The following is a 25,797-nucleotide window of genomic DNA, read 5'->3' on the forward strand; positions in this document are numbered from 1 at the left end:
GGGCTGGAAGGCACATGACGACCAGTCCACCACTAGCGCGTGGCCGAGCGCCCAAAGCAGAAGACGGGCTAGTTTATCGTAGCCAACTGTGCCGCTATCGCGCGCAAAAGCAGGCGCTCTGCAGTCGAACCCGTCAGCTATGCCATCCTTCGCCGGCAGTTATGGCTAGGGAAGGCCTGCTTTTGCTAGCGCGCGGTAGGAGACTCTACAGGGCAGGGGATATAGTCAGGTCAGACCCGATCTCGGCGTTGGATCAGGCTGCTACGAGATCGCACGCCAGGTGCTTCGCGGGACACCTAAGCCTCAACACGATCCATTGGTTATCATCTTTCAGAACCATGGGGCAGGAGAGTCTAAGCTACTGGTGGCGATTCACTTACCACCGTGGTCAAATTTTTATCGGAGGAAATATCAAGTCCAAAATTTATCCACAGTCAAAACATTTCCAGCTGTTCGTTCGTCATTTCAGTGATGCGTTCATTTTCTAAAATACTTGAATTAAGTAACATTTCTACATAAGCATCTAAATCAGATATTGGTCCCACTTTAGGATTGTGCGGGGATTTATTGAGCCTCAATTCGATGTCGATGGCAACAAGAAATGCATTAAGCGTAGACAGTTGATCTTCGCTAAGGGTTTGAACGTCAGGAATTTCTATTGATAACAAATCATTTGGTTGAAATTTTAGCAGTCCACCACCAAGTACTCGAAGATGCTCAGCGAATCTTTTTTGAATGGGGCCGGAATTTAATAAACAAACCAAGGCGCCTAGCTGAGTAACTGTCAGGTTTTTTGGGTAAATACAATGATAAGTGGTAAGATTTAATGCCTGACTCTTATTCCAAATAAATCGTACCCGATCACGTCCAAATGACGCAGCCCAAATCGGCGCTGGATCACGCTTCTCATTTTTGTACCAAGGTCGACGTCGCGCCAATAAGAAACGTTCATGGAAGCCTTGATCTTCGCCGCGTTTTATATATTGCTTTTCAGCATCTGATAGCTCGCCAGAAAAATTGACTAATTTGGTACGAGATCCTAATTGAGCTAGGCGACTCAAATCAGCCTCTGAAAAAATTAGACCAGAAACATCTTTTGCGTTGCCGATACAATCAACTAAATTTTCGTGAGATATATGCGACGAAGAAACCTCTGCATCAGTTAGGTGAAAAAATTCGTTCGCTCCAGTAGCTAAACCTCTTTTTGTCTTTGCTAAAGTTGAAAGAGAAATTACTGAATCATTTTTTTCAAATACTTCCCCAACTAAGAAGTTGTTCCATTTTTTTATTTTTTTTAGAGAATCCCACCCAATGACTTTGTCCGAAACAACGTTAAGGCCAGAGGAAAAGTGTCGTACAGTGAGCGTGGGATTTTTTTTCTCGTCATTTTCCAATAAAATAACCACTGATGTGGTTAGTGCGCCATCAAAATGGTTGTCGCTTTCATCAAAATATAAGAGTTCTTTGAGAGATCTTGATTCCATTAAGTAATCTCGAAGACAAAGTGCTGCATTCGAATTTAACCAATCGGCAGGAACTAAGATGGCAGCACGCCCCCCTTTAGCCAGAAGACGACAAATTTCGAAAATAAATAAGACATATAAATTACATGCTTTTGAGATGGTTATATGGTTTCGCTTCCCGATCTCAGCATGTATGTCCGTACTATAAGAAATGTCATGATGCCTTAAGTATGGCGGATTTGATAATATCCCGTCAAATTCTTCATTTGTAGGATGCAAGAGAAAATCTGCGTGCAAGAACTCGCACGCCAATTGACGGGGCGCAGATTTCTTTGCTAAGCTCATCGGAGCTTGATCAATATCAATGCAAGTGATCTTTGAGTCTGAAATTAATTCGCTAATTGCTCGCACCAAAATTCCAGTGCCAACGGATGGTTCAAGAATATTTTTCGGATGAATACTTGCAACCCACTCTGCCATCATTTTTGCAATTGGAGCCGGTGTAAAAAATTGCGCGAAGTGCTGTCGCCTAGCTTCAGTTACGCCATCAATATACGAAGTCTCAGGGGAGATTTGACTGTGGAAATCCCATTCAATGTCGACATTTCCAAAATCAGAAATTTTCGCCAATCTATTTTTCTTTTCGCCAGCTCGCGCCATTTATGTACCTTCCAAAATTACACGTTTACATTATTAATGTATGTCGAGATGTTGATTCGATGTCTATTTATTTTTTTTATATCAGCAACATCGACCGCGACTTTTAATTCCGCGATAAACTCCTCATTCGTCCTAACTGTGGCATTCGCAATATTTTTATATTTGCTAGATTGAAGATTTGCATTGTTGCTTGGATTGACGTACAGGTCCGGGAGCCATGCGGTAGGCATAACGACGACATCGACCAATGATACACTCATATCCGGATTAAATCTCAGTGATATTGTTGAGATAAATAATTCGTGGGTCGGATTTTCCTCATAAAACTTTAAGAGGCCACGCGCTTTGGAAATATCATCTTTGTTCGTTCTCCCACCCTCTACTGCAGATTTAACATTGACAAATACCGGATGTGTAAATCCTTCCAAATGTATCTCGAAGTCGTAAACGCCGACCTCGCTATCTGGCATAGTTAACTTTGCCATACCAAAATCTTTTCCATACATCTGAAGATTCTGAGTAATTAATTCCTCGAGTATTCGCCAAACACTCCTGCCTTTTCCTGCTGTTCCCCACCCATATGGAAATTGTTCAATATTTCCAATTTGAACCTTATCAATCTTCTGAACTAGGCCTTTTAATGAAGCCTCTAACGCAGTTCTAATAGCAGCCGTGATTTTTACATCATTCATAAACTCAATTGCCTATAACGAGGAGATTTATTGATATGTGAGATAATTTTTATTATGTTTGCAACATCAAAGGTGCTTATGCTAACGCCCTAAATTTCATACGGCAAAAACTTGCGCATCTTACGCGACAGTAGCCCCCAAGGCTAGAGTTGAATTGCCGCTGGGAGGCAAGCCTCACTTGTTCAAATCTCTGAAAAAATGATTTCCTTGGGCTCCAGCATCACTTAGCGCCCGGGATTTCGGTCCGTCGGTTGCCCACAAAGGCCACCAAATTTTTTTTCTAAGTGTCATGTGCAGCCGAACCGCATTGTAGCCTATGCGCAAAGCCTCGATGGTTGCATGCCCGTTGATCCATACGGTGATTTGCTGGTGGTTCATGGACGTTGAACATTTCTTGGAGGCTATTGGCAGTAGACTTCCTGGTCTGCTGTAACCGAGCTTTGATCATGATGTAATTGATCACATCACACTTCAGCGCTGGCTACCCGCCAGTTATGATAACGTGGCATCAAGGAAGGTGGTTCTGTCGCCTTGGCGACGCGGCCTCCGCCTCGGGTAAGCTGCACAATTGTAGTGGTTTAGAGGGTGTAGACAAAATCAACAACGAAGTTGTGGCATGCTATGTCGATGTGGAGGGAGCATGCCATGGCAACCAAACATTCACTCGGCAGCACTGTGCCGTCAAGCAGTGCCGGCGGCAGAACACCAGCGTTGAAGCCTGAGCATATCGCAGTTTTGCACGAAATTGTGCAGGAGCGCGCCCAGGCCAGCTTGCAGGAAATTGCCGACGAGCTGCATCATCGCTGCGCTCTGCGCGTGAGCGCAGCAACGATTCGTCGTGCCCTACGTGCGTTGGGCGTCGTGCGGCTCAAGGTAATCCCCCTATTTTTAGAGCGCGCTAAAAAAGTGTAGGTTAAGCGGCCATGGCAAGCTTCTGTTTTGGCGTGATGCCGCCAAGTGCTATGTCGCGTCAGCCGTGATCGCAACTCCACCGCAAGCGCGCAAAGTCCCCGATCTGGCCGAGCGCACGAAGCAGATGACGGGCTAGTTTATCGCAGCCAACTGTGCCGTAATAGCGCTCAGAAGCAGGCGCTTTGCTGCTGCCTCGATCGGATAAACCATACTTCGCCGGCGGTTCCGGCTAGGGACTGCCTGTTTTTGCTAACGTGGCAGGAGTCTCTGCAGGGCAGGGGATAGGCACGTCAGACCGGATCTCGTCGTTGGGTCAGGCAGTTGCGAGATCGCACACCAGGTGCATGGTAAGACACCCAATTACCTAACACGATCCATAGGTTTTGCATTGTTCAAGAACTTTGGTTCAGGAGAGTTTAAGCTACTGGTGGCGATTCACCACCAAAGTCGCGACGCGTAAGGTCCGAAAAAGCAGCCTCGACTTGAGAAATCTTCCGCTTGGAAAGAGGATTTATTTCTTCAGGGGACGCCGCCAAAGGATGTGCCAGGAAGTGCTGCTTTACAAGTTTTCGAAGGTCTGGGAATGACTTCACTGATTCTTCGATGTCCCGAGCAAACGAAACTTTAATGGTGTAACGTTTCGGGTCTACCTGCGCCTGTGCGGCCGAGATTCGTTCTCGAGCTTCGGGTGAAAGCTCGCCGGTAAGCCACAGTTCGAAGGTTTGCGTGATGTTTTTGAATTCGGAGTTGTCGAGAGTTTGGTTTCTCACGTTCGGAATACGCTTGGTCAGCCACGCCTCGATTTCTGAATCCTGCAGCAGTCGGCCGGGCAATAGCCCTTTGCATTCGATGAATCTAATCTCCTGATCGGGGACATGCACCCTAACGTCGACTTCCGCTACGTCTTTTCCGTCCTTGCGGTAAATCTTGTTCATAAGGATGGTGGCTCCTCCTACCGTTCTCCGCATCACCTCTGCCACGACGAACTCGAAAAGAGCCCCGCGAAGCGTGCCAGCCGCGCCTTCGACTTTTCCGAGTTTGTCGAACAGGTACGCGAACTTGTCGAGGTCAACAGCTTGAGTCGCGGCTTGCGTCAGCATGCCGCTTAGCTCCATCAAAGCATTAGCGACATCCGTACCAAATATTGACTCAGTAGTAGCGGGAATAATGCCTTCTTGGCGCATCGCATCGAGCGCCTCGGGGGTATATCGGTGAGCGACGAAAAATTGAAGCGTGCGAACGTTACGGACTTGGCGCAGTGTCTTGCATTTGTAGATGAAAGACTTAAGGTCGTTTAGTTCGACCTGCTCTTTCAAAAGCACGTCCAAAACCATAAATCCCGGCTTCGGGCGGCCAGAGTTATTCCAGGCAGCAAGCGCACTAATATAGGACGGTGCCGTCAAGTCCCACTGAAAAACCGAGACGGTCGGCGCGGATTCCTGTTGATAGCTTCGCAACTTAAAGCTCGCAAAGCTACCAAGCCCAAGTCTCGCAGCCCATTCCTGGATGGACTGAAGCAGCACACTTTCCACAATCAATCTAGCGCGTACACCAGGGAGCTGCTCATCAATAGATGCACTTCTCTTCGCGAATGCGAAACACTCGCCCAAGCCAGGTACTTCAATAGTCTGAAAGAGCTCAGTGCCTACAAGGTCTTGCCAGACACGTTCGAATGAAATTTGGCGAGCCCCGGACGATATACCCGCTGCAGAGGCAAGATGTGCCAGCGGGAGAAGGCCACCGCGAGCATGAAGTGCTCGAATAACCCGCGCATACGCACCGTTACCCATCTCGAGCGCTTCAGCTAAACGTGCCCAAAACTTATCGCTTCCGTATTGAGTTGTCGCATACAAAAACTTCGCTCTGCGTGCAAAAGGTAGCTTCAACTCGCGAACTGCCGTGCTTCGTCGTTCGACCTTCTTCCGAGCAGCAGCCGACGTGATACCGAGCCATTTTTCAAGGGCGACGGCAAGTTGGCCGCTTAGCTGGGGCCCTTCACTCAATAAGACGTAAAGTACATCATCACGCATGGTCATCTTTCTATGTCACAGAGCGATATTTATAATCGTAAAGCGGCGTGACAGTGGTGCGAAAATTTCTATCGTGGCGACGAAAAAGATGTTTAAAATCAGCATCTTGAGAAATTCACGAATCGAGTTTCTGGTAGGGGCGTTGTCACAGTTCAAAACACACTTGCATGTTGAGCGCCAAATAACGACCAAACTACCTCTTCGGCGGAGCACGTGTAACGCCAGCACTACCCTCTACGCCAGAAGGTCATTCCTAGACTAACACACCCGCAAATATGTTTCGGGAGTACGTTAATACACAGCGACCGGTTCGTCCTCGTCTCGCACGCGTACCGGACAAGAAGTGAACCGCCCCGGATTTTGTGACGGCCGGTTAGTATGAGTGGCTCAGTCGCATTGGCGACACGACCGCTGCCTCGGGATAGCTGCACTATCGAAGCCTTGACGGCGCGCCATGATCAACTTTAAAGGAGTGCGTTTCTCGACCGACGTCATCTTGGTCAGCATCCGCTGATATACGGCCTACCCACTGAGCTACCCGCACATCGAGGAAATGATGGAGGAGCGTGGCGTATCGGTCGACTAATCATCGATCAACCAGCGCGGCAAGGCCTGACATATAACCCGATCCATATCGGCGCGTACCAATCAGCGGAGGAGGGCAGTGTGATCGCACGCCCCAATGCAACGCAACCAGAACGATGCGTTGCAGTACCGATCACCGTTCAAACGCCTGGACCGGTCCTAGCGGCGGAACCCAAACCGCTGGCACCGGCAACGCATCGAGTCAAAGCCGGCGCCCCGCAAAACCTCAGCTACACCGTCGCAAGGTGTTTAATCATGGAAGATATTCTGCCGGAGCCCGCCGAAACTCAAGCAGGTTTTACTTTGGTGCTGCAGCCACCTCTATAGACGAGGCAAGAGGGGAAACAGCTGTGCGTGATCTCTCGCTGCGCGAGTTAGTAAATTGGGCAATCACCTCACACTAGACAAGCGCTCTCAACAGAACCTGTCGAGGTCTCTTTCACCAGGAATTGTGCTTTAAGACCATCTGCGCTGCAGGAATCGATTCACTGCTTCGCTCTTGAAATACTAACGATTACCCCAAAGATAGGGGGAGCCGGTCCCTGCTGTGGCTGGCAACATTTTTAGATAGGCAGGCAACCTCCAATTTAATTATTGGAGGTAAATTTGTCTTATAAAGAAACGGGACGCAAGGTTGCAAATATTGTCCTGCGTCATGTCGCTACGAATTGGCTCACCTACCTGCAGCTCATCGCAGCAATCTTAGTAAAGGACTACGTCCACGCGTACATCATCCTGAAAAAGCTGTGTTTCAATACAGCAGCGAGAATTTTAGTCAACCAAGCTAAATCCTTAAAGGAAAAATGGAATGAGCAAAAAAAACAATAATTCACTTCCTCTGTAACAACTATCTTAGCCGGGGGGTGACCCTCCACACCGGCAAGCGATAACAGACAGTCGCTTGAAGCGGTATCACAGCTAGGGCAAAAGCGACTACTAAGAATAAAATGACGATGCTGACTTTGCATGAATCAATGGAAACGACAGGCACTGTGACGCCCACGGCATCGCAGGCATTCGCGCGTCCTGATACTTCATTTGCGCAGCTGAAGTTTGACTTCTTAGACCTTTCGGAACAGATTTCAGATGATATCGTGCTCCACGACGAGTCACCGATCATTCGACGTCTTTCTGATCTCAGCTGGTTCGCCAAGATGCGGCAACTAGTCGAAGAAAATCCAAGCCTAGCTCCTGATTGGAACTGGGAAAAATTTCTTCTCGACGTGGCTGGAAATCTTCCGCTCGAATTGGAACGTATCTGGAGGAAAAGCCTTGACGAAGACGTCAAGATAGTTGCAATGCATGTGGCGCAAGACCAACCGCTACAGCATAAGGAGTTGAAGTATTGCCCGACTTATTGTCCGGTCTCTACGTTTGGTCCAAACGCGCGTGGGCCGCCATTTATTTGACGGCGCCGGCCAATCGCCCCATTGGTTTCCTATATCATGTCCGAGCACCAAGAGTTACGACTTCAAATTTATCCAGCCCTACGCATTACCCTCCCCGAAAACGACTCTTAAGGGGATATCACTCTTATTTTGGTTCCTCGATGCCGTTTGAAAGAGGGCATCCATTCCATTAGAACCTGCTCAACAACCTGCTTAATCACAGCGACTTTAAATTCTTCTGCATAGCGCTTCCCATTCATGATTCTCCTTTGGCTAAATTATGGCTCATCCGTAACTACGATGGTCGAGGCGATTCACTCAGCGCATGTGCTATTTTGATACACTAGTGCCGATCAAATATATTTTAACGACAATGGCAAACGCGAACATCAAACAAGGTATTCGTCGCATCGATTTTTCACCGGCGACCAAAAAACTTCTACACACGGCAGCCGGCCAGCGGTGCTGCTTCGTCACCTGTTTGAGGCTAACATCGGGCGTCACAGGCAAGCAAGACGATGATCGTGAGCGAGGAGTTGGTGTTGCCGCCCATGTTTACTCTGCAGCCGAGGGAGGACCACGCAGCCGCGGCGGCCTAACCCCAGAACAGGTGCGGAGTGCTTCAAACGGCTTGTGGATGTGCGCTTTTCACGGTCGCGAAGTCGACGACTTTCAGGAAAAATACCCGGCTGACGACCTGCTACGTATGAAGGCAGTGCGGGAGCTAGCGCATGAACTCGAGCGAAGCAACGACTATGTTGCGATGTTCGTAAAGCTCGTGGGCCTAGAACCGTGGAACGACTGCGTATGGAGTCACACCGCACCTAGACTTGTGTCAGAGATCCCGGATGTAGACCCAATCGTCATGATTAATGCCTTCAGATCGCTAGCGTACAAAAGATTGGCAGCGTTCGACCGTGAAAATGCAACGTCCCCCCCCAAACTGCCTGCCTCTTTTGCCGTTAAACCCGTTGCGGCTGCAGTGGTGGCCCGACTGCGCCCTGTAGAGCAAACTGCCGACACGTCCATGCTTATCAAAAATAGCGGCACTATAGAAGCCGTTGGGTTCGCCCGTGAACGGGCAAGCGCCTTAGATATAATCACGTCCTTACGTAAAACGTACCCATGCGTAGCGCCGGACAGCCCCGGTTTTGCCATGGATGGTAGCGTGTTCCTTACTGCAGCCGATCCGGTTACAGGCGCTCGGTACGATGATGGTATCTGGCAAACAGCCTGGCTCTATGGCGTTCTAAGCCATTCGGTAGGTGTTGCTGATGAGATGATGTTGTCAGTCAAGAGTCACGGCGATCAAGTTAGTGCGTTCATTTGCACTTTACGGATCGAACTAAAATCGGGCAAATGCGATCTCGAAAGCTCTTTCCGAAAAAAAAAACTATCCGCTCCTTATCTACTTTATCCAGAGGAATACATCGAATTCGGCCGCTATCGTAATCTGCTTGCCAAAATTGCTGCAGGATGGAAACCTCTGGCTCTCGTTAGCCTCCTTCCACACGACCATGGACTTGAAGACCAACTAGCTCTACATCCCCATCCATTCGAACTCAACCTCACTATCGATCCTGCCGAGCTCGCAAAGCTTGAACGTGACTGCGACAAGGTTGACACCGCCTTAGACGTCGCTGCTAAGTGGACAGAATACTGGGGGAAAGTTGGATCGCAATCGACCCGTTTTCATTTCAATGACTTGTTTCTCTTTGCAGACTATATCGATCGCGACCTAATCTATTATGCCTACGAAGCTTTGATTAATGCCCCTTTATTTGACCGTACTAATCCTTTAACCTGGCGTACAGAACCGCTTATCATGATCGGCCCACAGCATGGAATTGTATTTCGGTATCGTGGAAATATGTTGGTTTTCGAAAATACGTTGATTCGGACCTGAAATAGCCCCCTGATTCACCAGACACAGCCTATGCGTTATTCTTACTGATAGGAATAGGACTGTGCATATGACTAGGGGTCCAGTCCCGTTTGATCATAAACGCGCTTAACGAATAGCTCCGGCTTCTTTTGCTGCCATTCTTTAAGCGCCTGGATGGGTGTTTTGGCACCGATGGCCCGGTGCGGAATGCGGTGTTTGTAAAGCTTTAAATAGTTGAGCAAGGTCGGCTCCAGATCGGCCGGGCTATCGCCACCAGAGTTGATGGCTGCAGCGACTTGATTCTGACAGATGGCTTTCGCCCCAAGCGGACTTTCGCACAAGCATGTGACAATGCGTGAGTTTTTCTGATTGGCAACTTGTTATGCTCTTGGGCGGTTAACGGCCAAGAGCGGACTTTACGTAGGTTAATTCTAGCTTCTACTTTGCAGCGTAAGCGATCGCTGGAACGGCGGTCATAGCTGAGTTTGGATAGCGCCGAAAAATAAATGGAGGCAGTGTTGGCGTTGAACTTGGACTTTAGACGTATTCGGGAACATCGAGGAACTCAGAACGGCGGCTTCGAAGAACTCTGCTGTCAGCTGGCAGCCTTGGAAGACCCGGCGGCGGGCTCTCGGTTCATCCGCAAGGGCTCAGGGGCCGACCAAGGGCTCGAGTGCTACCGAGCCTATGCGGACGGTCACGAAGTTGGCTGGCAAGCGAAGTACTTCATCGGCGGTTTCGAGGACGGACAAGTAGGCGACCTGGCCGATTCGTTGAAGCGAGCCCTTAGCGCCCATCCACAGCTGACGAAATTCGTCGTGTGCCTGCCCGTCGACCTGCGTGACAACCGGTCGGGCAGGAAGGCCAGCGAAGTTCAGCGCTATGAGAGGTGGCGCAAGAAAGGCGTCAACGACGCAGCAGCCAGCGGGCGCACCATCGAAATCGAACTCTGGAGCGCGTCCATCGTCGGCGAGCGCCTTGGGCGCGACGACCCCATGTACTCTGGACGGGCACGCTACTGGTTCGATTCGGTCAAGTTCAGCTCGGCTTGGTTCCGCGACAAGCTCGACGTACAGCGCCACAACCTGGGTGAACGCTACAGCCCCGAAAGTCACGTCGAGCTGCCCATCCAGCAGGCCTTGCAAGCGGTGGCTCGCGATCCAGAACTACTCGAGGTGCCTGCAACCTGGGCTGCCGAGATTACGTACAAGATGGACGGAGCGGCCGGTAGCTTGTCGCGCGAAAAGCTGTTGACGATTGCCGACCGAGTGCGACACACCTGCGAACTGCTTCTGCAAAGCCTTGGTGCACCTCCCGCAGCGTTGGATGCATCGGTGCCGCTGGCGAGCTGGGCGGCCTTAGCGGTCGCAGCCATCGACAGCATCTCCGAAGCACTGGCCGAGGTCCAAGACAAGGTTTCCGACAAGAGCCGTTACCCCCTTCGCAAGGACCTCTTCGACCTCTACTCGGCGGTCGACCGTGTCCGCGATGAGATTGCGAGCGAGCGCTGGCAGCTCATGAACAAGCGGGAACTGGTCATCTCGGGCCCAGGCGGCATCGGCAAATCCCACCTCGTCGCTGACTTCGGACACAAGCAGCTTGAGGCAGCTCGTCCCTTCATCCTGATCCTCAGCGGAAGCCTCACCGATGGTGACCCCTGGGAGCAAATCCGTGGTCAGCTTGATTTGGCCCAAGTCACCAACGCCAACTTCCTCGGCGCTCTCGACGCCGCAGCTGAAGCCGCTGACTGCCGGGCAGTACTGGCCATAGATGCCCTCAATGAGCGGCATGGCATCGCGCTTTGGGAGACGCGCTTGTCCGGGTTCATCCGGTTGGTACAGAAGTTCCCTCGGCTGGCACTGGTGTTGACCATTCGCAGCACGTACTTCCGCTTCCTCCCGCTTAAGGAGCTCGCGCGCGTCGTGCACCCCGGTTTCGCAGGACACGCCGGCGCCGCAGCAAAGGCCTACCTCGACCGACGTGGCATCGCGCGACCCAGCTCTCCGAACCTGGCCAGGGAGTTCGAGAACCCACTGTTCCTTCGAACCTGCTGCGAGTATCTTGACGCCGAGGGCCTGAAGCAACTACCCAAGGGTATGGACGGCGTCACCGCCATCTTCGACTTCTACCTAACCGCAGTGGCGAACAAAGTCCAGAGGGAGCTGAAGCTCATCCCCGAGCTTACGATTCCGCGCAAGGCGTTGGAGCAGTTCCTGGAAGCGTGCGCGGTCCAGGGCGACGGCGGAAGCCTGTCCATGGAAGACACCATCACGCTGCTGGAAAGCGTTCACAGCTCGGGCGGCTATACGGAGCGTAGCCTCTTTTCAGCCTTTATGTCTGAAGGCGTGCTCACGCAGGACGTCGAGTGGCGGCCAAGCGGCTCCCAAAAAGAAATCACCCGATTCACGTTCGAACGACTGTCGGACCACCTACGTGCCAAACGGCTCATCAGCCAGATCGACCGCACAGACGTAGATGGCTCGTTCCGGCGCGCGCCGCTGGCCGCTTACTTCGAGCCGTATGAAAGCTGGCGGTTTGCCGGGGTCATCGAGGCCCTGGCAGTGCAACTGCCGGAGGAGTTCAACCTAGAAATCTTCGATGTCTTGTCCGCGGAGGCCATCGACGACCCGTCTCTCCTCGACGCCTTTGAGAGTTCGCTGGCGTGGCGAAGCCCGACGGCGTTCACAAGCCGGACGGCCGGATGGGTAGACAAGCTCTGCGAGGTCACTGGCCGCTCGGCCTACGGCTTGATGCTGCTCGTAAGCACCGAGCCTGAGAATTTGTTCAATGCCAACTGGCTACACAACAAACTGTGGCCGGGTCCAATGCCGCAGAGGGACGCTGTGTGGTCGGTGTTCCTGGCCGTAGATGACCTGGACGAGGGCGGTGCCGTCGCCTCGCTCATCGACTGGGCTTGGGAGGCCGACGCCAGCGAAGTCGACGAGAAACGTCTCCGGCTCGCGACGGTCACGCTGACCTGGTTCTTGTCTACCAGCAACCGGGCCGTTCGTGACCGCGCCACCAAGGCCCTCGTGAACCTCCTGTCCTGTAAGCTCAGTCACGCTGCTGCGCTCGTCGACCAATTTGCCGCCGTCGACGACCCATACATCACAGAACGCCTTCTCGCTGCCTGCTACGGCGCGGTAATGCAGGGCATGGACCGAGCACGTTGCAGGGTGCTCGCCGCATCTGTCTGGAAAAACTATTTTGCTGAAGGTAAGCAGCCGCCGCTTAACATCATGACTCGCGACTACGCCTTTGGTATCCTGCTCTACGCCCAAGCTGCCGGGGAGCTGCCCACGCAGATCAACCTCGATGCATGCAGGGCCAAGTTCAAGTCAGCCTGGCCGCTGGAACCGGTGACGGACGAGGACCTTAATAAGTACCGAGACCGCGGCTACGGCGATTCGATTTGCTCTTCCACGGACCAACACGGTGACTTCGGCAACTACACCTTGCGCCACTGGCTGCACGACATCGTGGACGCCCCGCGCACTCGTGCTGGCAGCACCACGAAGGAACTTTTCGAGCACTGGCAGGAAGCGCTCATGGACAAGGTGACCACCGAGCAGGCAGAAGCCTACCTTGCGCTGCGCCGGCTGACGGTCGATTACCGGCTGCGGCCCATGCGCGGCTCCTTCAGCGCAGCGAGCAGGCGGGAGTCCGAGCGCCTATTGGCCGAAGTCGGGAGAGCCAACGAGGTCTTCAAGGAGACTCTGTCGGAGGCGTTGCGCACCGAATACGCCGAATTCGCCGAGTACTTCCTTCTTGAATCAACGCGAATGAGCGATGACAACAGGCGCCCGTCGGGGCCTGACTATGGCCCTGTACGGCGATGGATTTGCGAGCGAGCGCATCAGCTCGGGTGGACCGAGGAGCTCTTCGAGCAGTTTGAGAGGGGCGGGAGTATCAGCCACGACCGTATGGGTAAGCATCGAGTGGAGCGCATCGGCAAGAAGTACCAGTACATCGCGCTCGCAGAGGCAGCAACCCGTATGACTGACAACCTTGCGATGTGTTCTTGGGAAGACGAAGGTAGGCTCAGGGCATTCGAGCCGGGCCCTCGAGGCCGCGACATGAAGAGGGACCTGGACCCGTCGCTGCTCGTTCGAAGCACCCTCGAAACAGGCTGGCAATCTGCACCGGTCACATGGTGGACTCCATCTGCCCCCCGACTACCATCTGGCGATACCGACCTACTCCTGGCATGGTTGCACGTAGAAAGCGACCTGTGCAATGAAGTCGGTCAAATCGAGGTTACCAGCCCCGACGGCGAAGGTTGGCTAACGGTTTTCGGCTTTCGTCGCTGGATAGTGCCGGGCCAGGGGCGGCGCACGCACGCGGATGCCTGGTCGCGCATCAGCTGCCTTGTCACCGCTCTAGGCAACGGTCCCCAGCTAGCAAAGGAACTGCTTGGCAGGCATCGGGGCGACGCGTCTCGTCTGCGGGAAAGCGACTCCCTGAGCCCCTTCCTAGGAGAGCATGGGTGGCGCGACACCCGGCAAATCGAGCTGGAACAGAACATCAGGGCTGGCATCACAATTCCGTATGCCAGCATCGTGGAATCACTGAACGTTGAAGGCAGCGGCAACGACAACTCGGTCGACGACGGGTTCTCGCTCTACCTGCCCTCGTCAGGCGTCATTAATGTGCTGGATCTGCACCTGCGCAGCGGCAAGGCTCCGGAGTACGTCGACGCCGGCGGCATTCTTCGTTGGCAGGGCCCCTCACTGCGTTCGCGCGGTTCAGGAGCCGGCGTCGTATCCAGCGACTACTTCCTGACGAAGCTTGCGAGTGCTGGTCTAGAACCCGTATGGGTGCTGGCCGGCGAGAAGAACGTGTATGCAGGTCAAGATTTTGGCGTCTCTAGAGGTGGATTCGGAGGGAGCCTGTATCACACCACGGCCTTCGCGATGGATGCCGGTACCTTGACGTCATTTGGCACGCGGACTGATTTTCATGCACCCAGCGCAGATCAACTTGAAAAGCTGAAGGCCTGATGGGCTATCAGCTACATCGGACCTCGACATCTATGCGTTGCCGCCAATGAGAGCATGGTGTCGCAAAAGGTACGTAACGCTCTAGTTTCAAAGGGATGGCACATCGAGACCGTCAGCTAACTTCTTGGTTTCCGCATGTACGCAGGCGGCGGAAGCGGTGCTGCCAGCCCAGTGTGCGTTCGACCACCCAGCGCCATTTACCCAGGCGTTCGCGCGACTCAATGCCGTAGCGGGCTATGCGTGGAACGATGCCACGGCTGCGCAACCGGGCCCGATGGGCGCGCGAAGCATAGGCCTTGTCGGCTTCCTTGGCGGCCTAACGGTCGGACAGGCCTGAGTCCTTGATCTCCTGCCGGATCTTCGGAGTGGTGCGGGCTTGGGGATGAATGCGTGAGTTCATGGACAGAAGTTTACGCGATGTGCTGCAACCGGTGGGACGATCGCGGTGGCAAACCGCCGATCAACTCGTCAAGCACGGCTCTGGCACGGAATAGGGCCATCCTGCGACGAGGAATATGACCGCACGAAAATGAACTGCTAAGATCAGGCAGTTCATTGAGTTTGTGAAATGAACGTCGGATACCTACCGGCAAACGTTCCTTCGAATAGCCCCTACCATGGAGAAAGATGATGGCAGCAGATTCGTCTAAATTTCGCCGACGCCGGCGAAGAGAAGAGAAGGCATTCTTCTGTCAGGTGGAGACGTATTTCGGTACAAAAGAATATGCTAGACACGGTCGCTGCGTTCGCCTCATTGGGATCGACGAGAGTGATTTCCACAGCTTGATAAACGACGGGAAAGACGGTGTTACCACATATGTGATCGACCTGGACTTTTGGCGCTATTTCCGGCAACAGCTAGGCCTTACTCGTTGGTGGGAGGTTATGGGACAACTTGCGAAGATCAAAGATCTCGAAACGCAGTATCTTCGAAGCCGACAGTGGTTTCGTGTCGATATCGAGGTTAGAAAGTCGTCTGCAGATTACTACTATCCAACCTTCTCCATGGATGGGCCCACTTATATAGATATCATCAGAGTCGAACCGGTAAGCGCGGACGACGCACGGCTTCCAAGCGGTGGCATTCAGTTACAAGCGCGCCCGTGTACCTCGAAGATGGGAGCGTTCGTTTCGCAGCCGTTGACTTCCGTCAAGGCTTTCACCGGCACGCGATATCAGCATGGTTCCGCAGGTACGGTGAACCGCTCCGCTCCCTACACGTTTCACGCGTTTCATGTTGGGCAAGGTATGTGCTCGTTGATCGACAACGGACGGAAAGGGTGGTTGCTCGACGCTGGTGCCGGCAAGCCAGTCACGCGCAAACGCTACCTTGATAAGTCCAACATAATGAGCAACGACCTCACCGCTAAAGTCCAACCGCTGACAGATCTCGTGATGGTGGCATCCCACACGGACTACGACCATTGGAAGCTGCTTGCCTGGGACGCTGGCCTTCGCAAAAAAGTTAGCGCAATTTTGGTACCCGCCGGTGTGAGCCACCTCCTGTTCAAAGACAAGGAAGTCATCAGCAAGTGCGTCGACACTTCGTCAACGACAATAACATTGGCCGCCAACACATCCCTAGAGCTCATCAGGGCAAATCCGAGCACCCTTGATTCTAACGGCAATTGCATCGTTGCGGTGTTCGTGCGCGACGGGCAACGTGTGCTCGCACCAGGTGACTACGTTTACAGCCGTTTCGCGTCCGATTCGTCCCCGCGCATCAAAGACCTGCACAAGCAACGATACAAGGCCGTGATAGTCCCTCATCACGGCGACAAGGAAAGTGCGAATAACGTGGTAACTGCGCACTCTCCTAATGCGCATGCTTTCTTCTCGGCCGGGACACACCGGCATTACAAGCATCCGACCGATGAGTCCCGTGACGAACACAAAGCTGCGAAATTTGTCGAGCTGTGCGACGAAACCATGGACGAGATCAAAGCAGTCCTCTTACTTTAAACAACTGCGTCGGTGATGGCTCCGGTCAGCGGCTGTTCGTGAACTGCCACGCGGCTAGCCCAACACAGTATCGAGCAAATCGCGCTCACATAGTCACTTGATTCTACCGCTCCTCGTTGATAAGCGGCCAGCCGTCCGACCTGTGTACTGTGTACAGCGTTGAGTAAAGTCAGGGAATGGCAACGGCTCTAATGGAATGGATGCCCTCTTTGAAACGGCATCGAGGTGCCCAAATAGGGGTGATATCCCCTTAACAGAAAGGAGCGTCCCCATGAAGATGATTGCCGCAGGCATTGATCTTGCAAAGAACGTTTTTCAGGTTCATGGCGTAGATGCTCAGGGTAAAGCAGTGCTGCGCAAAAAGCTATATCGATCGACGATGACGGAAAACTTCATCAATCTGTCGCCATGCTTGATCGGCATGGAGGCGTGCGGCACGGCGTGACATATAACCGATCCAAATCGACGTGTCCTAATCCGCGAAAACGAGTAGTACGAACGCACGTACCAAGGCAACGCGACCAGAACAATCCGCTGCAGTACCGATCGACGTCCAAACGCCTGGACCGGCCGTGGCGGCGAGCCCCAAACCGCTGGCACCGGCAACGCATCAAGTCAGAGCCGGCGCTCCGCAATACCTCAGCCGCAACGTCGCAAGGTGTTTAGCCATGGCAGCGTTCATGCAAAAACCAATCGAAGCTCAAGCAGTTTTTACTTAACTATGGGGGTAGTTTTGGTCGTCAGTACAGTTAAGGCAAAACGTGCGCGATTTTCTCGCAGCCCAAGGAAATGGTATTTATGTTCACCATCAGCTTGACAGGATTGCCAAACGATTAAGATTGCATCTCAACCTCAAATTTCCAGCAGTTCTGAATCAGGAATGCTCAGGTGGATGATGGCGACTCACTTTGCGCAAGCAAATATCTAAAAGTACCTAGCACAAGCCATACAATGTTTATATGGTTGCTCCAACTGCCCTAGTGCATTATCCTAAGGCAATGGACATACGCAACAAACAGATACCTAAACCACGCCATTGGCAGGAATTGGAAGACCTGTGTTTATCGCTTTTTAAGTCTATATGGAAAAATCCCCTAGCTCAGAAAAATGGTCGTGTTGGCCAGCCGCAAAATGGTGTTGATATTTGGGGAGTTGTAGGGGGCAAACAAACCTGTCTGCAAGGTGTCCAGTGCAAAGGGAAAGATGATTCTCTTAGCGCTAAGCTAACCCTGAGCGAGCTAAATGAAGAAATTGCTAAAGCGGAAAAATTCAGTCCTCCGCTAGAGCAATGGATACTGGCGACTACCGCTCCTTCAGACGTTGAATTACAACGCATTGCACGAGAACTTTCGGTAGAACGCGAACGACAAGGTAAATTCTCCGTTCAGATATTTGGTTGGGGGGACTTAGAAAGCTTACTTTGCGATCACCCAAATGTGTTGGAAGCGCACTATCCCGAGCTTGGTACTTCTTTCACAACTCTGACGAGAAAATTTACACAAATAGCTTTAACGTGCGATAAGCCATCTTTGATCAGGAACTCGCGAAGCCGGGGTGAAACCATAGATCCAACCTGGCAACAAGTTGCATTTTACCAGTCAAGAGATATCGGTCCTGCTTTACTTGGGAGAGCGCTCGGGCCATCGGATGCCCTCGCATGTCCAAAACTACCCGAGGTTTCCTCCACAATAAAGCAACTGGAGATGGCATTTTCTGCCCATTTGGTTGGTGAACCCGGGTCAGGTAAGTCTGTATGTGCTTTTCAAGTCGCGTATTCATTTGCACAACAAGGCTGGCAGGTATTCACATCGTCAGGGTCAGACGGGCTGCCTGCTGCTTTGCCGAAAAAAGAAAACGGGCAGGTACTGCTGCTTATAGACGATGCACATCTACTTGCACCAGCAGAACTACGATCACTCGCCGATTATGCCAGACCAGAATACCTCATTTTATGCACACACAACGCGATCAATGGCCACACCTCGCAACGTGGAGCTATCAGAATGGATCCCCAGGCTGGCATTGAAGCTATTTGGAGAGGGTTGCTAAAGGACCGCCAAGCGACTCTCAACGCTGTGCGGCGCGCCGATAACCATGTTGGCGACTCAATGATGGACGTGGCTCTCGAGGATCGAATTGAGCATGCGGCAAAATACGCCTCCGCTCCATGGCAATTTTGTTTTGTTCTGGGAGGCGGCTGGCGGCGGGCAGATGAGGCAGCAAATATAGCTAAAGTACTTGGCGCATCTTTGCCTTTAGCTGTCATTGCTGTTCGTCAGATTGCTTCGCGCGATGCTCGATTGAAGCTGGGAGAGTTATTTGGGCTTCTCAGTTCAATAGGCGCAGATACAGACGGGTTAGAACTACAGTTGGATGCGCTCATAGAAGAGCGGATAGTATTGGCAAAGAATGATTTGCGATGCCCACATCAACGATTAGCGGCAGTTCTGTTACCCAGGCTTCTTCGTACACAATCAGAATCAACGATCTCACTTGTTGGGGCCATGTTGAAATCTACGCTGGCTGACGAGCAGCTTCCATTGGGGGGGATAGGGGCACTATTGCATGAACTCTGGTTTTCGGATGATAGCCGTTGGCAATTTCTCATAACTTGGATAGATCTCAAACCAGTCCTAGAGAGATGCTGGAAAGCTAGTGAAGCAAATGAAATTTCGGCTGCATGCTATGTTATTCATGAGATGCTACATTGGCCCGGTGGGTCAGTAAATTTAATTCTTCAAGGTAATGAGTCAAAACTCATCGAATGGCTGGAAACCGCGCAATCTCCCATGGGGCATGGTCTTTCCCGGCTATTAAATGGCTTACTTTCCAGAGATGAACAGAACACCATCTTTCTCATTCGCAAGGCATCACCATACGTCGTGGCCCACCTTATTTCCAACGTGGATGCAACCAATATCTGGCATATTGGATCGGTAGCAAAAAGCCTTCGACTATGGTCAGGGGACTCGTGGACGAAGGAGGTATCGAGCAGTTTAAAGTCTGAGCCACTACTTGCATTATCAGCATCATGGCCCGAGGGTGAACCGCTGCACAAGATTATCGAACTGCTGGAAGCACTTATTTACTTGCACGAAGACCTTACGCTTAGCATGGTCGAGGCACTTGTTCCTGAAATATGCAAACGGCTCATGACCGATCCCGTTATGCATTTTAGGGAGATTAGCGACCTCGCATGGCATGTGCTGCGTGTCCTAGATCCGCTGGGCACTTGTAAAGGAAAAATGGCACCTTCCAAAAGGCGCCTTCAAATTGCACGTTCGATCTTTGTTAATGTAGATCTAAAGATTATTGGAGCCAAGCTTTGTCAAGCTCCTTTACGTATGTTCCAGCAAGTCTACTATCTGCTTGCCTGTGTCCGGCGCGTCTCCCCGTCGATGTTCCAGGCACTAGTTCAGTATATGGACTGGGAGCGTCTAGCATCAACTATAGGTGAACATTGGAAACATTTACCTCATGATGCTGAAATTTTGCTCGGAGTGGCATCTTCAAGTACCAAGACTAAGCAGAAAATAGCAGATCTTATCAAAAAAAACCTTTGGCGGATGGAGTCGATGCCGCCAAGGCTGGCCTATATCGCGCCTACTAGCGCAATTGAATTTGTTCGTTCAGGGAAAGAAATTTCCATTGCCAACACAGCTCATGTCCAATGGATTCTAGGTGCGTACTTGATCGATCTTTTTTCTAAGGAAGCACCTGAACTGGTAGCAGCAGTTGTGAAACAATGCATCCCGACGGTTGCGAAGAGCTTATCTGAAGAGCACCCTAGCTGGTATAAAGATAGCTCCATTTTAGTAGAATGCGTGCTTAAATATATACCGGAAGCTTTACAACAGGCGTTTGATCAAATGGCTCCGGAAAAGGCACAAGTCGGATGGACTGCGGCACTGGAGGCGGGAGGAGGAAGTAAAAAATCTGCTCTGCTACTAATTAAGGCCGCACGTGACCGCAATGATGGAGTAGGAGCGTGTGCGAGACAACTGGAAGACTACAGTAACCGAAAAAAGCGTAAACGTACCTGCCGCACTCAATCTTTAGAGCGAAGCTAGACGACAGTGCGACCTTCCCAAATAGGATACATGGATGAAATTTAATGTGGTGCGTATAGGGCAGTCTATGCCAGTTGGCAGGACAAATGCTGCGTTTCTGATTGAGGATCAGTGGGATGACTGGGGGAAATACCGCACTCAGTTCTATCTCCGAATTGCTGACTTAAGCGGAATTCTCCACGACATTGGCAACGTAAAAATCGGCCATCAAGGGTTGTTACCTGGTGCGACTACGGCTGAAAACACTCGAGCTCCCGTGTTGCAGGATCAGTTTGCGATACTCCCGCCAAGTTATTTCTCATTAGCACGAGGTGAAACGTACTATGAAGCATTACTTAAATTGCCAGACGATTTGGGATTGACTGTACTGAGGGGCTTGAGGGATATTGCATATGACCTTAAGATTTTTGACAAGGTCAACAATGAATATGTGGTTGGTGAATCTCTACTAAGAGATCTTCCTTCAGCTAACGTCAGAAATCGATGGCATAGACTAGCGCGTGGCGATGCAACGCTCACACCATTTCAATTTTGTTACTTGCGGCCGGCTCCACAGCTGGGATTACCTCCACCTCCGCCAATGGATTTCGTGGTCACACCAAACTCCACACCTCCGACAAACGTACATGCACTAATCGGTCGCAACGGCGTAGGCAAGACACACTTCATGCAACACTTGGCAAAGGCGCTGCTTAATTCTGGAGGACCTGATAAATCTGCTGGCACACTGTCTCCGCTCGGCCACAACTCCGATGATTGGACGTTTTCTGGCCTTATCGTTGTATCGTTCAGCGCATTTGATGACTTTGACCTACCGATTTTAGAGACGTCGGAAATCACAGCGCATGCCGTGGGGCTGCGAATTAAGAATGCGGAGACGCAAGTGGTTCGTGTAAAGAGTCCCTCTGATTTGGCGCACGATTTTACGAACAGTTTCGCGATCTGCCGAAAAGGGCTACGTGCTGATCGCTGGCGCCAAGCAGTAGTGACACTAGCAAATGATCCAGTATTTGCTGATGCGAATGTCTCAGATTTACTTAGTTTACCGGACGAACTGTGGCAAGCCGAAGCCTTTGATTTTTTCCATCGGCGCCTAAGCTCAGGTCATAAAATCGTACTACTCACAATTACCAGATTGGTTGAACTAGTCGATGAAAGAACCTTGGTATTGATGGATGAACCCGAGGGGCACCTTCATCCCCCTTTGCTGTCGGCATTTATTCGAAGCCTATCTGATCTTTTAGTCCGCCGTAATGGGGTCGCTATTTTGGCTACGCATTCGCCTGTGGTGTTGCAAGAAGTACCTCAATCATGTGCTTGGATTCTACAAAGGGCGGGACATAGCTCTGTTGCGGAACGTCCAACAATTGAAACCTTCGGTGAAAACCTTGGCGTCTTAACGAGGGAGGTGTTTGGATTCGAAGTGACTACTGCTGGATTTTATGGTTTGATTCAAACAGCAGTCTACAGTACGCCTCCCCTCAATTACGAGCGGGTCTTAAAACATTTTGATGAGAAACTCGGAGCAGAAGGGCGTGCCATTGCCCGAGCACTTGTAACTAACCGTGACATAAAACGTACTCAATGAGGAAAATAAATCCGCCAACCTATAGCCTTAAAGCGATCCTCGAACTATGTGCAGACAGCGTTCAAGATAAAGGATTATCATTGCGTCTTCTAGGTGCTATAGAAACCCTTTCGGCAGCAGAGACAGTATATAGAGAGCTAGGGAAGTCCAACGATCTATACACAATTGCAGCGACGGATGCAGTAGATAAATGGGTAAGTAGAGGCGAGATGGAAACACTCTACACCCAGACATTCGCGCGAAAAGGCGGTCCAAGTCGCTATATTTACGACACGATTCGGGCGAGTTCGCCAGGCGGACTTTGTCCACTGTGCAATCAACGCCCTGTTTCGACGTTGGACCACCATTTGGCAAAGGCTGAACATGCAAACTTTGCTGTTACTCCCATCAATTTAGTACCTTCATGTAAGGACTGCAATACAGACTCCGGAGCCAGAAAACCCACAGTCAAAAGCGAACATACTTTACATCCTTATTTTGATTCTGTAGATGGCGAAGTGTGGCTTACGGCCAGCTTAATTCCTGGCACACCACCATCGTTGATATTCTCGGCGACTCCACCAGTTCACTGGACGGACGACCTGCAGGCAATAGTAAAAAATAATTTTAAGGTTTTCGGCTTGGGTGAGCTCTATACAATACACGCAGCTGGTGAATTGATTAATATCTACTTTGATATTGAATCCAAACCTTGGACTCAGGAAACACTTAAAGCCCATTTGCTGGAACAGGCAGGAAATCGCCGAAGGATGGTTAAAAATTCATGGCAAGCTGCGGTCTATGAGGGACTAGCAAAGTCCGATTGGTTTTGTCAGGGCGGCTACAAGAATGTCGCACACAGCCCTCTAATACCCCCTCAGACATGACTTGTGCTTTGTGAACGGTAATCCCGTCTTTCAATTGCACTGAAATCGCCACGATTGCCGTAGGCACTTTGTTACCATAATTAGTTACGAAAGGACACTCGCTAGTGAAAGTTCCTGCTCTTCGTGTCGAGCTGTCCAAGCAAATGCGAGCAATCGACTAGTCGCTTGGCAATCAGGTTGCGCACGCCGCTCTTCGATTGCCAGATGCCGTACACGCCCAAGAGTGAGGCATTCATCAGTTCGGCGCGCTGCTTTTCCACCAGCACGGGCCAGACGCCGCAGCCCCTGGCCAGCTTGCGATCGCTGAAGGTGTTCGGGATATCCGCCGGCACAAAGCGCATTTTGTTGAGGCGCTCGCGCAAGAGAGCAAGCAGAAGACGGGCTAGTTTATCGTAGCCAACTGTGCCGCTATCGCGCGCAGAAGCAGGCGCACTGCTGCTGCCTCGATCGGATAAACCATCCTTCGCCGACAGTTATGGCTAGGGAAGGCCTGCTTTTGCTAGCGCGCGGTACGAGTCTCTGCAGGGCAGGGGAGATAGACTCAGACCCGATCTCGTCGGTGGATTAGGCTGCTACGCGATCGCACACCAGGTGCCTGGCAGGACACCGAGCCTCCAACACGATCTATCGGTTTTCATCTTTCAAGAACCATGGACCAGGAAAGCCTAAGCTACTGGTGGCGATTCAATGGCACCGTCCGCTTTCGCCCCATACCGGTCATTGAAGTATTGCTCCTGACTCTGGAACTAGGCTAAATGGGCGCCAGCCGCCTGGTGGGTCCCATTCACCATCACCACGAATCTGACCCGCGCTCGCATCGTGAAGGACTACACCGTCGATCCCAAGCGGCGACTGCTCCCAGATCAGACCTCCTGTATGGTCAAAAGCAAGAACTTCAGATGCCGAAGTTACAAGCACTGCGATGCGGCTATTTAGGTTCTCAAGGTCGCGCGAATCGTACAAATGGCCAAAGTAACCGTCCAGCTGATGGCGACGAACTTCGCCAAGGTAAAGATAAACGACGAACACGAACTGCCCAAAGCCGATGTAAACGATGCCCTCAGCGAAACGTGTGCTCTGAAAGCATGAGTACCCTGCGCTGGCAAGAATGTTTACGCGAGTCACCGGCGCACTATGGTGAGCGATCAAGACACTGGCAACAATGTTGGATTCTGAGGTTGGGCCGCGAGCAACAAGGACGCGACCATGTTCACTTTGCTCGCCAAGACTAAGAAATTTAACTTCCATCTGCATTTGTTTCCAAGGGATACGTCGAGTGACCGTTTCTGGCTGCGGACTCAATCGATCAATGCAACACTTTAACTTAAATGCATCGTTGCAGAACAGAAATCATGCGAAACGGAACTCGAATCGATTGCTCCGCACCCCGCGAAAGCCGGGGTTAACGTTGCAAGAGGTTTAGCCACGCAAGCGTTCATGGTGGAATCCACCGAAGCTCGAGCAACTATGGCTTCAGCGCTGCAAGAGTTACTGCAGGGCAGGCAGGATAGACAGGCCAGACCCGATCTCGTCGTTGGATCAGGCAGCTACGAGATCGCATACCTGGCGTCTGACAGGACAGCCAGGCCTCAACAAGATCCATCGGTTTATCATCGTCCAAGAACTGCGGATCAGGCGAGTCTGAGCTACTGGTGGCGATTCATCCATGAGGTATGGCGAAAACTAGACGCCGCATGAAGAGGAAGTTGAATCACTACAACGTCTTGGGATTGCGACTAAAAACCAAGATATATTCCAAATAGTCATCACGCCAATGTAACATGATTGAAAAGTGACAAAATCACAAACCTTGTAGACATATTCTAGATCTACAATCAAACCTACCAAAATCTGGACGAGATTATCATCATGAAACCAACGCTGGCCATCATCTATGCATCTGGTTTTCCCAATGCGTCATTCCACCAATTTGCCGATGCATTAAAAGATGAAACATTAACAGTTCATTTGGAGGAACGTGAACCGCCCGGACCTATGGCAGGATTAATGTGGACGATGCTCACCGCATCAGCACTTTTCATTGCCAGCTCCTATTTTGGTGGAATGCTGAAAGAATTGGGAAAAGACCACTATGAGGTACTCAAGAGGGAACTGGCCAAGCTTACAAAAAGCACCATGGACGAGCCAAGAATAGAGCCTGTCCTATTCGGCACAGCTGGAAAGTTAGACAACGGCGATCCGATTTCCATGGGGTTCTCCATATGGGCACAACTTCCGAATGGATATACTCTCAAACTTCTTATTCCCAAGAAAACTGAGAACGTAGACTACGCAGCTGGAACCGATGCGTTTCTGGATTTCGTTTTACGCTGCCATGAAGAAGGCGACAACATCCTTTCAGACGCAGGGCTCGACACTTCCAGCCGCCAGATTAATCCGATCACGTTGATGTACAACGCCGAGATCGGCAGGATTGAATGGGCAAATCCGATCCCGAAAGCAGCAAGATCTTGAGCCTGGCCTACGACCTCTCCCAAGTTATGCTCATCCAGATTAAGAGCGACTAACAAAACGGCTGAATGTAATGCTGGCAAATGAGGATACCTGCAAGCGAGCGAAGCGATCGGCCCCGTGCTCGTAGCGGACACGCTACCGACGGGAACAGCAGAGCCAACGCAGCGCCTGTTCGAAGGGCATCAACATTTGCCTTTACACGTTCACATCTTGCCCCATTA

15 protein-coding genes and 4 pseudogenes are annotated in these 25,797 nt (G+C 51.5%); 12 read left to right on the forward strand and 7 right to left on the reverse strand.

What is annotated here, in order from left to right:
* Nucleotides 1–434 precede the first annotated feature (434 nt).
* Nucleotides 435–2,123: an N-6 DNA methylase gene (locus C8C89_RS15855; protein ID WP_133990920.1), complete on the reverse strand. Its 1,689-nt coding sequence runs from the start codon at nt 2,121–2,123 to the stop codon at nt 435–437.
* A gap of 17 nt (nt 2,124–2,140) precedes the next feature.
* A complete protein-coding gene (locus tag C8C89_RS15860; RefSeq protein ID WP_133990922.1) occupies nt 2,141–2,815 on the reverse strand; it encodes a hypothetical protein in 675 nt (224 codons plus the stop codon).
* A 645-nt stretch (nt 2,816–3,460) separates the two neighbouring features.
* Between C8C89_RS15860 and C8C89_RS15865 the strand changes: the two genes are divergently transcribed.
* Nucleotides 3,461–3,727 (forward strand): helix-turn-helix domain-containing protein, encoded by a 267-nt coding sequence (locus C8C89_RS15865; protein WP_133990924.1) that lies wholly within the window; start codon nt 3,461–3,463, stop codon nt 3,725–3,727.
* Nucleotides 3,728–4,143: 416 nt separating this feature from the next.
* Here the strand turns inward: C8C89_RS15865 and C8C89_RS15870 are convergent, their stop codons facing one another.
* Nucleotides 4,144–5,757 (reverse strand): hypothetical protein, encoded by a 1,614-nt coding sequence (locus tag C8C89_RS15870; protein WP_133990926.1) that lies wholly within the window; start codon nt 5,755–5,757, stop codon nt 4,144–4,146.
* Nucleotides 5,758–6,211: 454 nt separating this feature from the next.
* Between C8C89_RS15870 and C8C89_RS27370 the strand changes: the two are divergent.
* From C8C89_RS27370 to C8C89_RS15890, 4 genes and pseudogenes are all read left to right on the forward strand, one after another.
* Nucleotides 6,212–6,340 (forward strand): annotated as a pseudogene (locus C8C89_RS27370) (IS6 family transposase); the annotation flags it as partial.
* Nucleotides 6,341–6,948: 608 nt separating this feature from the next.
* Nucleotides 6,949–7,170, forward strand: coding sequence for a hypothetical protein (locus C8C89_RS15880; protein WP_133990928.1), 222 nt, complete (start codon nt 6,949–6,951; stop codon nt 7,168–7,170).
* Between the two features lie 119 nt (nt 7,171–7,289).
* Nucleotides 7,290–7,751 (forward strand): hypothetical protein, encoded by a 462-nt coding sequence (locus tag C8C89_RS15885; protein WP_133990930.1) that lies wholly within the window; start codon nt 7,290–7,292, stop codon nt 7,749–7,751.
* 325 nt (nt 7,752–8,076) lie between these two features.
* Entirely contained in the window at nt 8,077–9,636 is a 1,560-nt protein-coding gene (locus C8C89_RS15890) for a hypothetical protein (protein ID WP_133990932.1), read from the forward strand.
* Nucleotides 9,637–9,707: 71 nt separating this feature from the next.
* Here C8C89_RS15890 and C8C89_RS27375 read toward each other — a convergent pair.
* A pseudogene (locus tag C8C89_RS27375) lies at nt 9,708–9,884 on the reverse strand (IS481 family transposase); the annotation flags it as partial.
* Between the two features lie 249 nt (nt 9,885–10,133).
* Here C8C89_RS27375 and C8C89_RS15900 point away from each other — a divergent pair.
* The gene (locus tag C8C89_RS15900; RefSeq protein WP_133990934.1) at nt 10,134–14,615 is read left to right on the forward strand and encodes a hypothetical protein; all 4,482 of its coding nucleotides are present in this window, start codon (nt 10,134–10,136) and stop codon (nt 14,613–14,615) included.
* A 142-nt stretch (nt 14,616–14,757) separates the two neighbouring features.
* On the opposite strand, the pseudogene C8C89_RS15905 reads toward C8C89_RS15900, so the two are convergent.
* Nucleotides 14,758–14,880 (reverse strand): annotated as a pseudogene (locus tag C8C89_RS15905) (IS5/IS1182 family transposase); the annotation flags it as partial.
* A gap of 362 nt (nt 14,881–15,242) precedes the next feature.
* Between C8C89_RS15905 and C8C89_RS15910 the strand changes: the two are divergent.
* From C8C89_RS15910 to C8C89_RS15930, 5 genes and pseudogenes are all read left to right on the forward strand, one after another.
* Nucleotides 15,243–16,577, forward strand: coding sequence for a hypothetical protein (locus C8C89_RS15910; RefSeq protein ID WP_070254254.1), 1,335 nt, complete (start codon nt 15,243–15,245; stop codon nt 16,575–16,577).
* Between the two features lie 271 nt (nt 16,578–16,848).
* Nucleotides 16,849–17,019 (forward strand): annotated as a pseudogene (locus C8C89_RS15915) (IS110 family transposase); the annotation flags it as partial.
* 556 nt (nt 17,020–17,575) lie between these two features.
* Nucleotides 17,576–20,647: a hypothetical protein gene (locus tag C8C89_RS15920; protein WP_133990936.1), complete on the forward strand. Its 3,072-nt coding sequence runs from the start codon at nt 17,576–17,578 to the stop codon at nt 20,645–20,647.
* Nucleotides 20,648–20,681: 34 nt separating this feature from the next.
* On the forward strand, nt 20,682–22,235 hold the full coding sequence (locus C8C89_RS15925; protein ID WP_133990938.1) for an AAA family ATPase: 1,554 nt from the start codon (nt 20,682–20,684) through the stop codon (nt 22,233–22,235).
* Complete coding sequence (locus tag C8C89_RS15930; protein WP_133990940.1) at nt 22,232–23,101, forward strand: hypothetical protein; 870 nt, start codon at nt 22,232–22,234, stop codon at nt 23,099–23,101. The genes C8C89_RS15925 and C8C89_RS15930 overlap by 4 nt, the downstream gene beginning before the upstream one ends.
* Nucleotides 23,102–23,202: 101 nt before the next feature.
* Here the strand turns inward: C8C89_RS15930 and C8C89_RS15935 are convergent, their stop codons facing one another.
* Both C8C89_RS15935 and C8C89_RS15940 read right to left on the reverse strand, forming a co-directional pair.
* A complete protein-coding gene (locus tag C8C89_RS15935; RefSeq protein WP_133990942.1) occupies nt 23,203–23,433 on the reverse strand; it encodes a hypothetical protein in 231 nt (76 codons plus the stop codon).
* A gap of 385 nt (nt 23,434–23,818) precedes the next feature.
* Nucleotides 23,819–24,355, reverse strand: coding sequence for a hypothetical protein (locus C8C89_RS15940; RefSeq protein WP_133990944.1), 537 nt, complete (start codon nt 24,353–24,355; stop codon nt 23,819–23,821).
* Nucleotides 24,356–24,970: 615 nt separating this feature from the next.
* On the opposite strand from C8C89_RS15940, the gene C8C89_RS15945 reads away from it, so the two are divergent.
* Entirely contained in the window at nt 24,971–25,576 is a 606-nt protein-coding gene (locus tag C8C89_RS15945) for a hypothetical protein (protein ID WP_133990946.1), read from the forward strand.
* Nucleotides 25,577–25,797: the final 221 nt, after the last annotated feature.

Origin of the sequence: Janthinobacterium sp. 75 (assembly GCF_004365495.1) — a bacterium.
Lineage (GTDB): Bacteria > Pseudomonadota > Gammaproteobacteria > Burkholderiales > Burkholderiaceae_D > Janthinobacterium.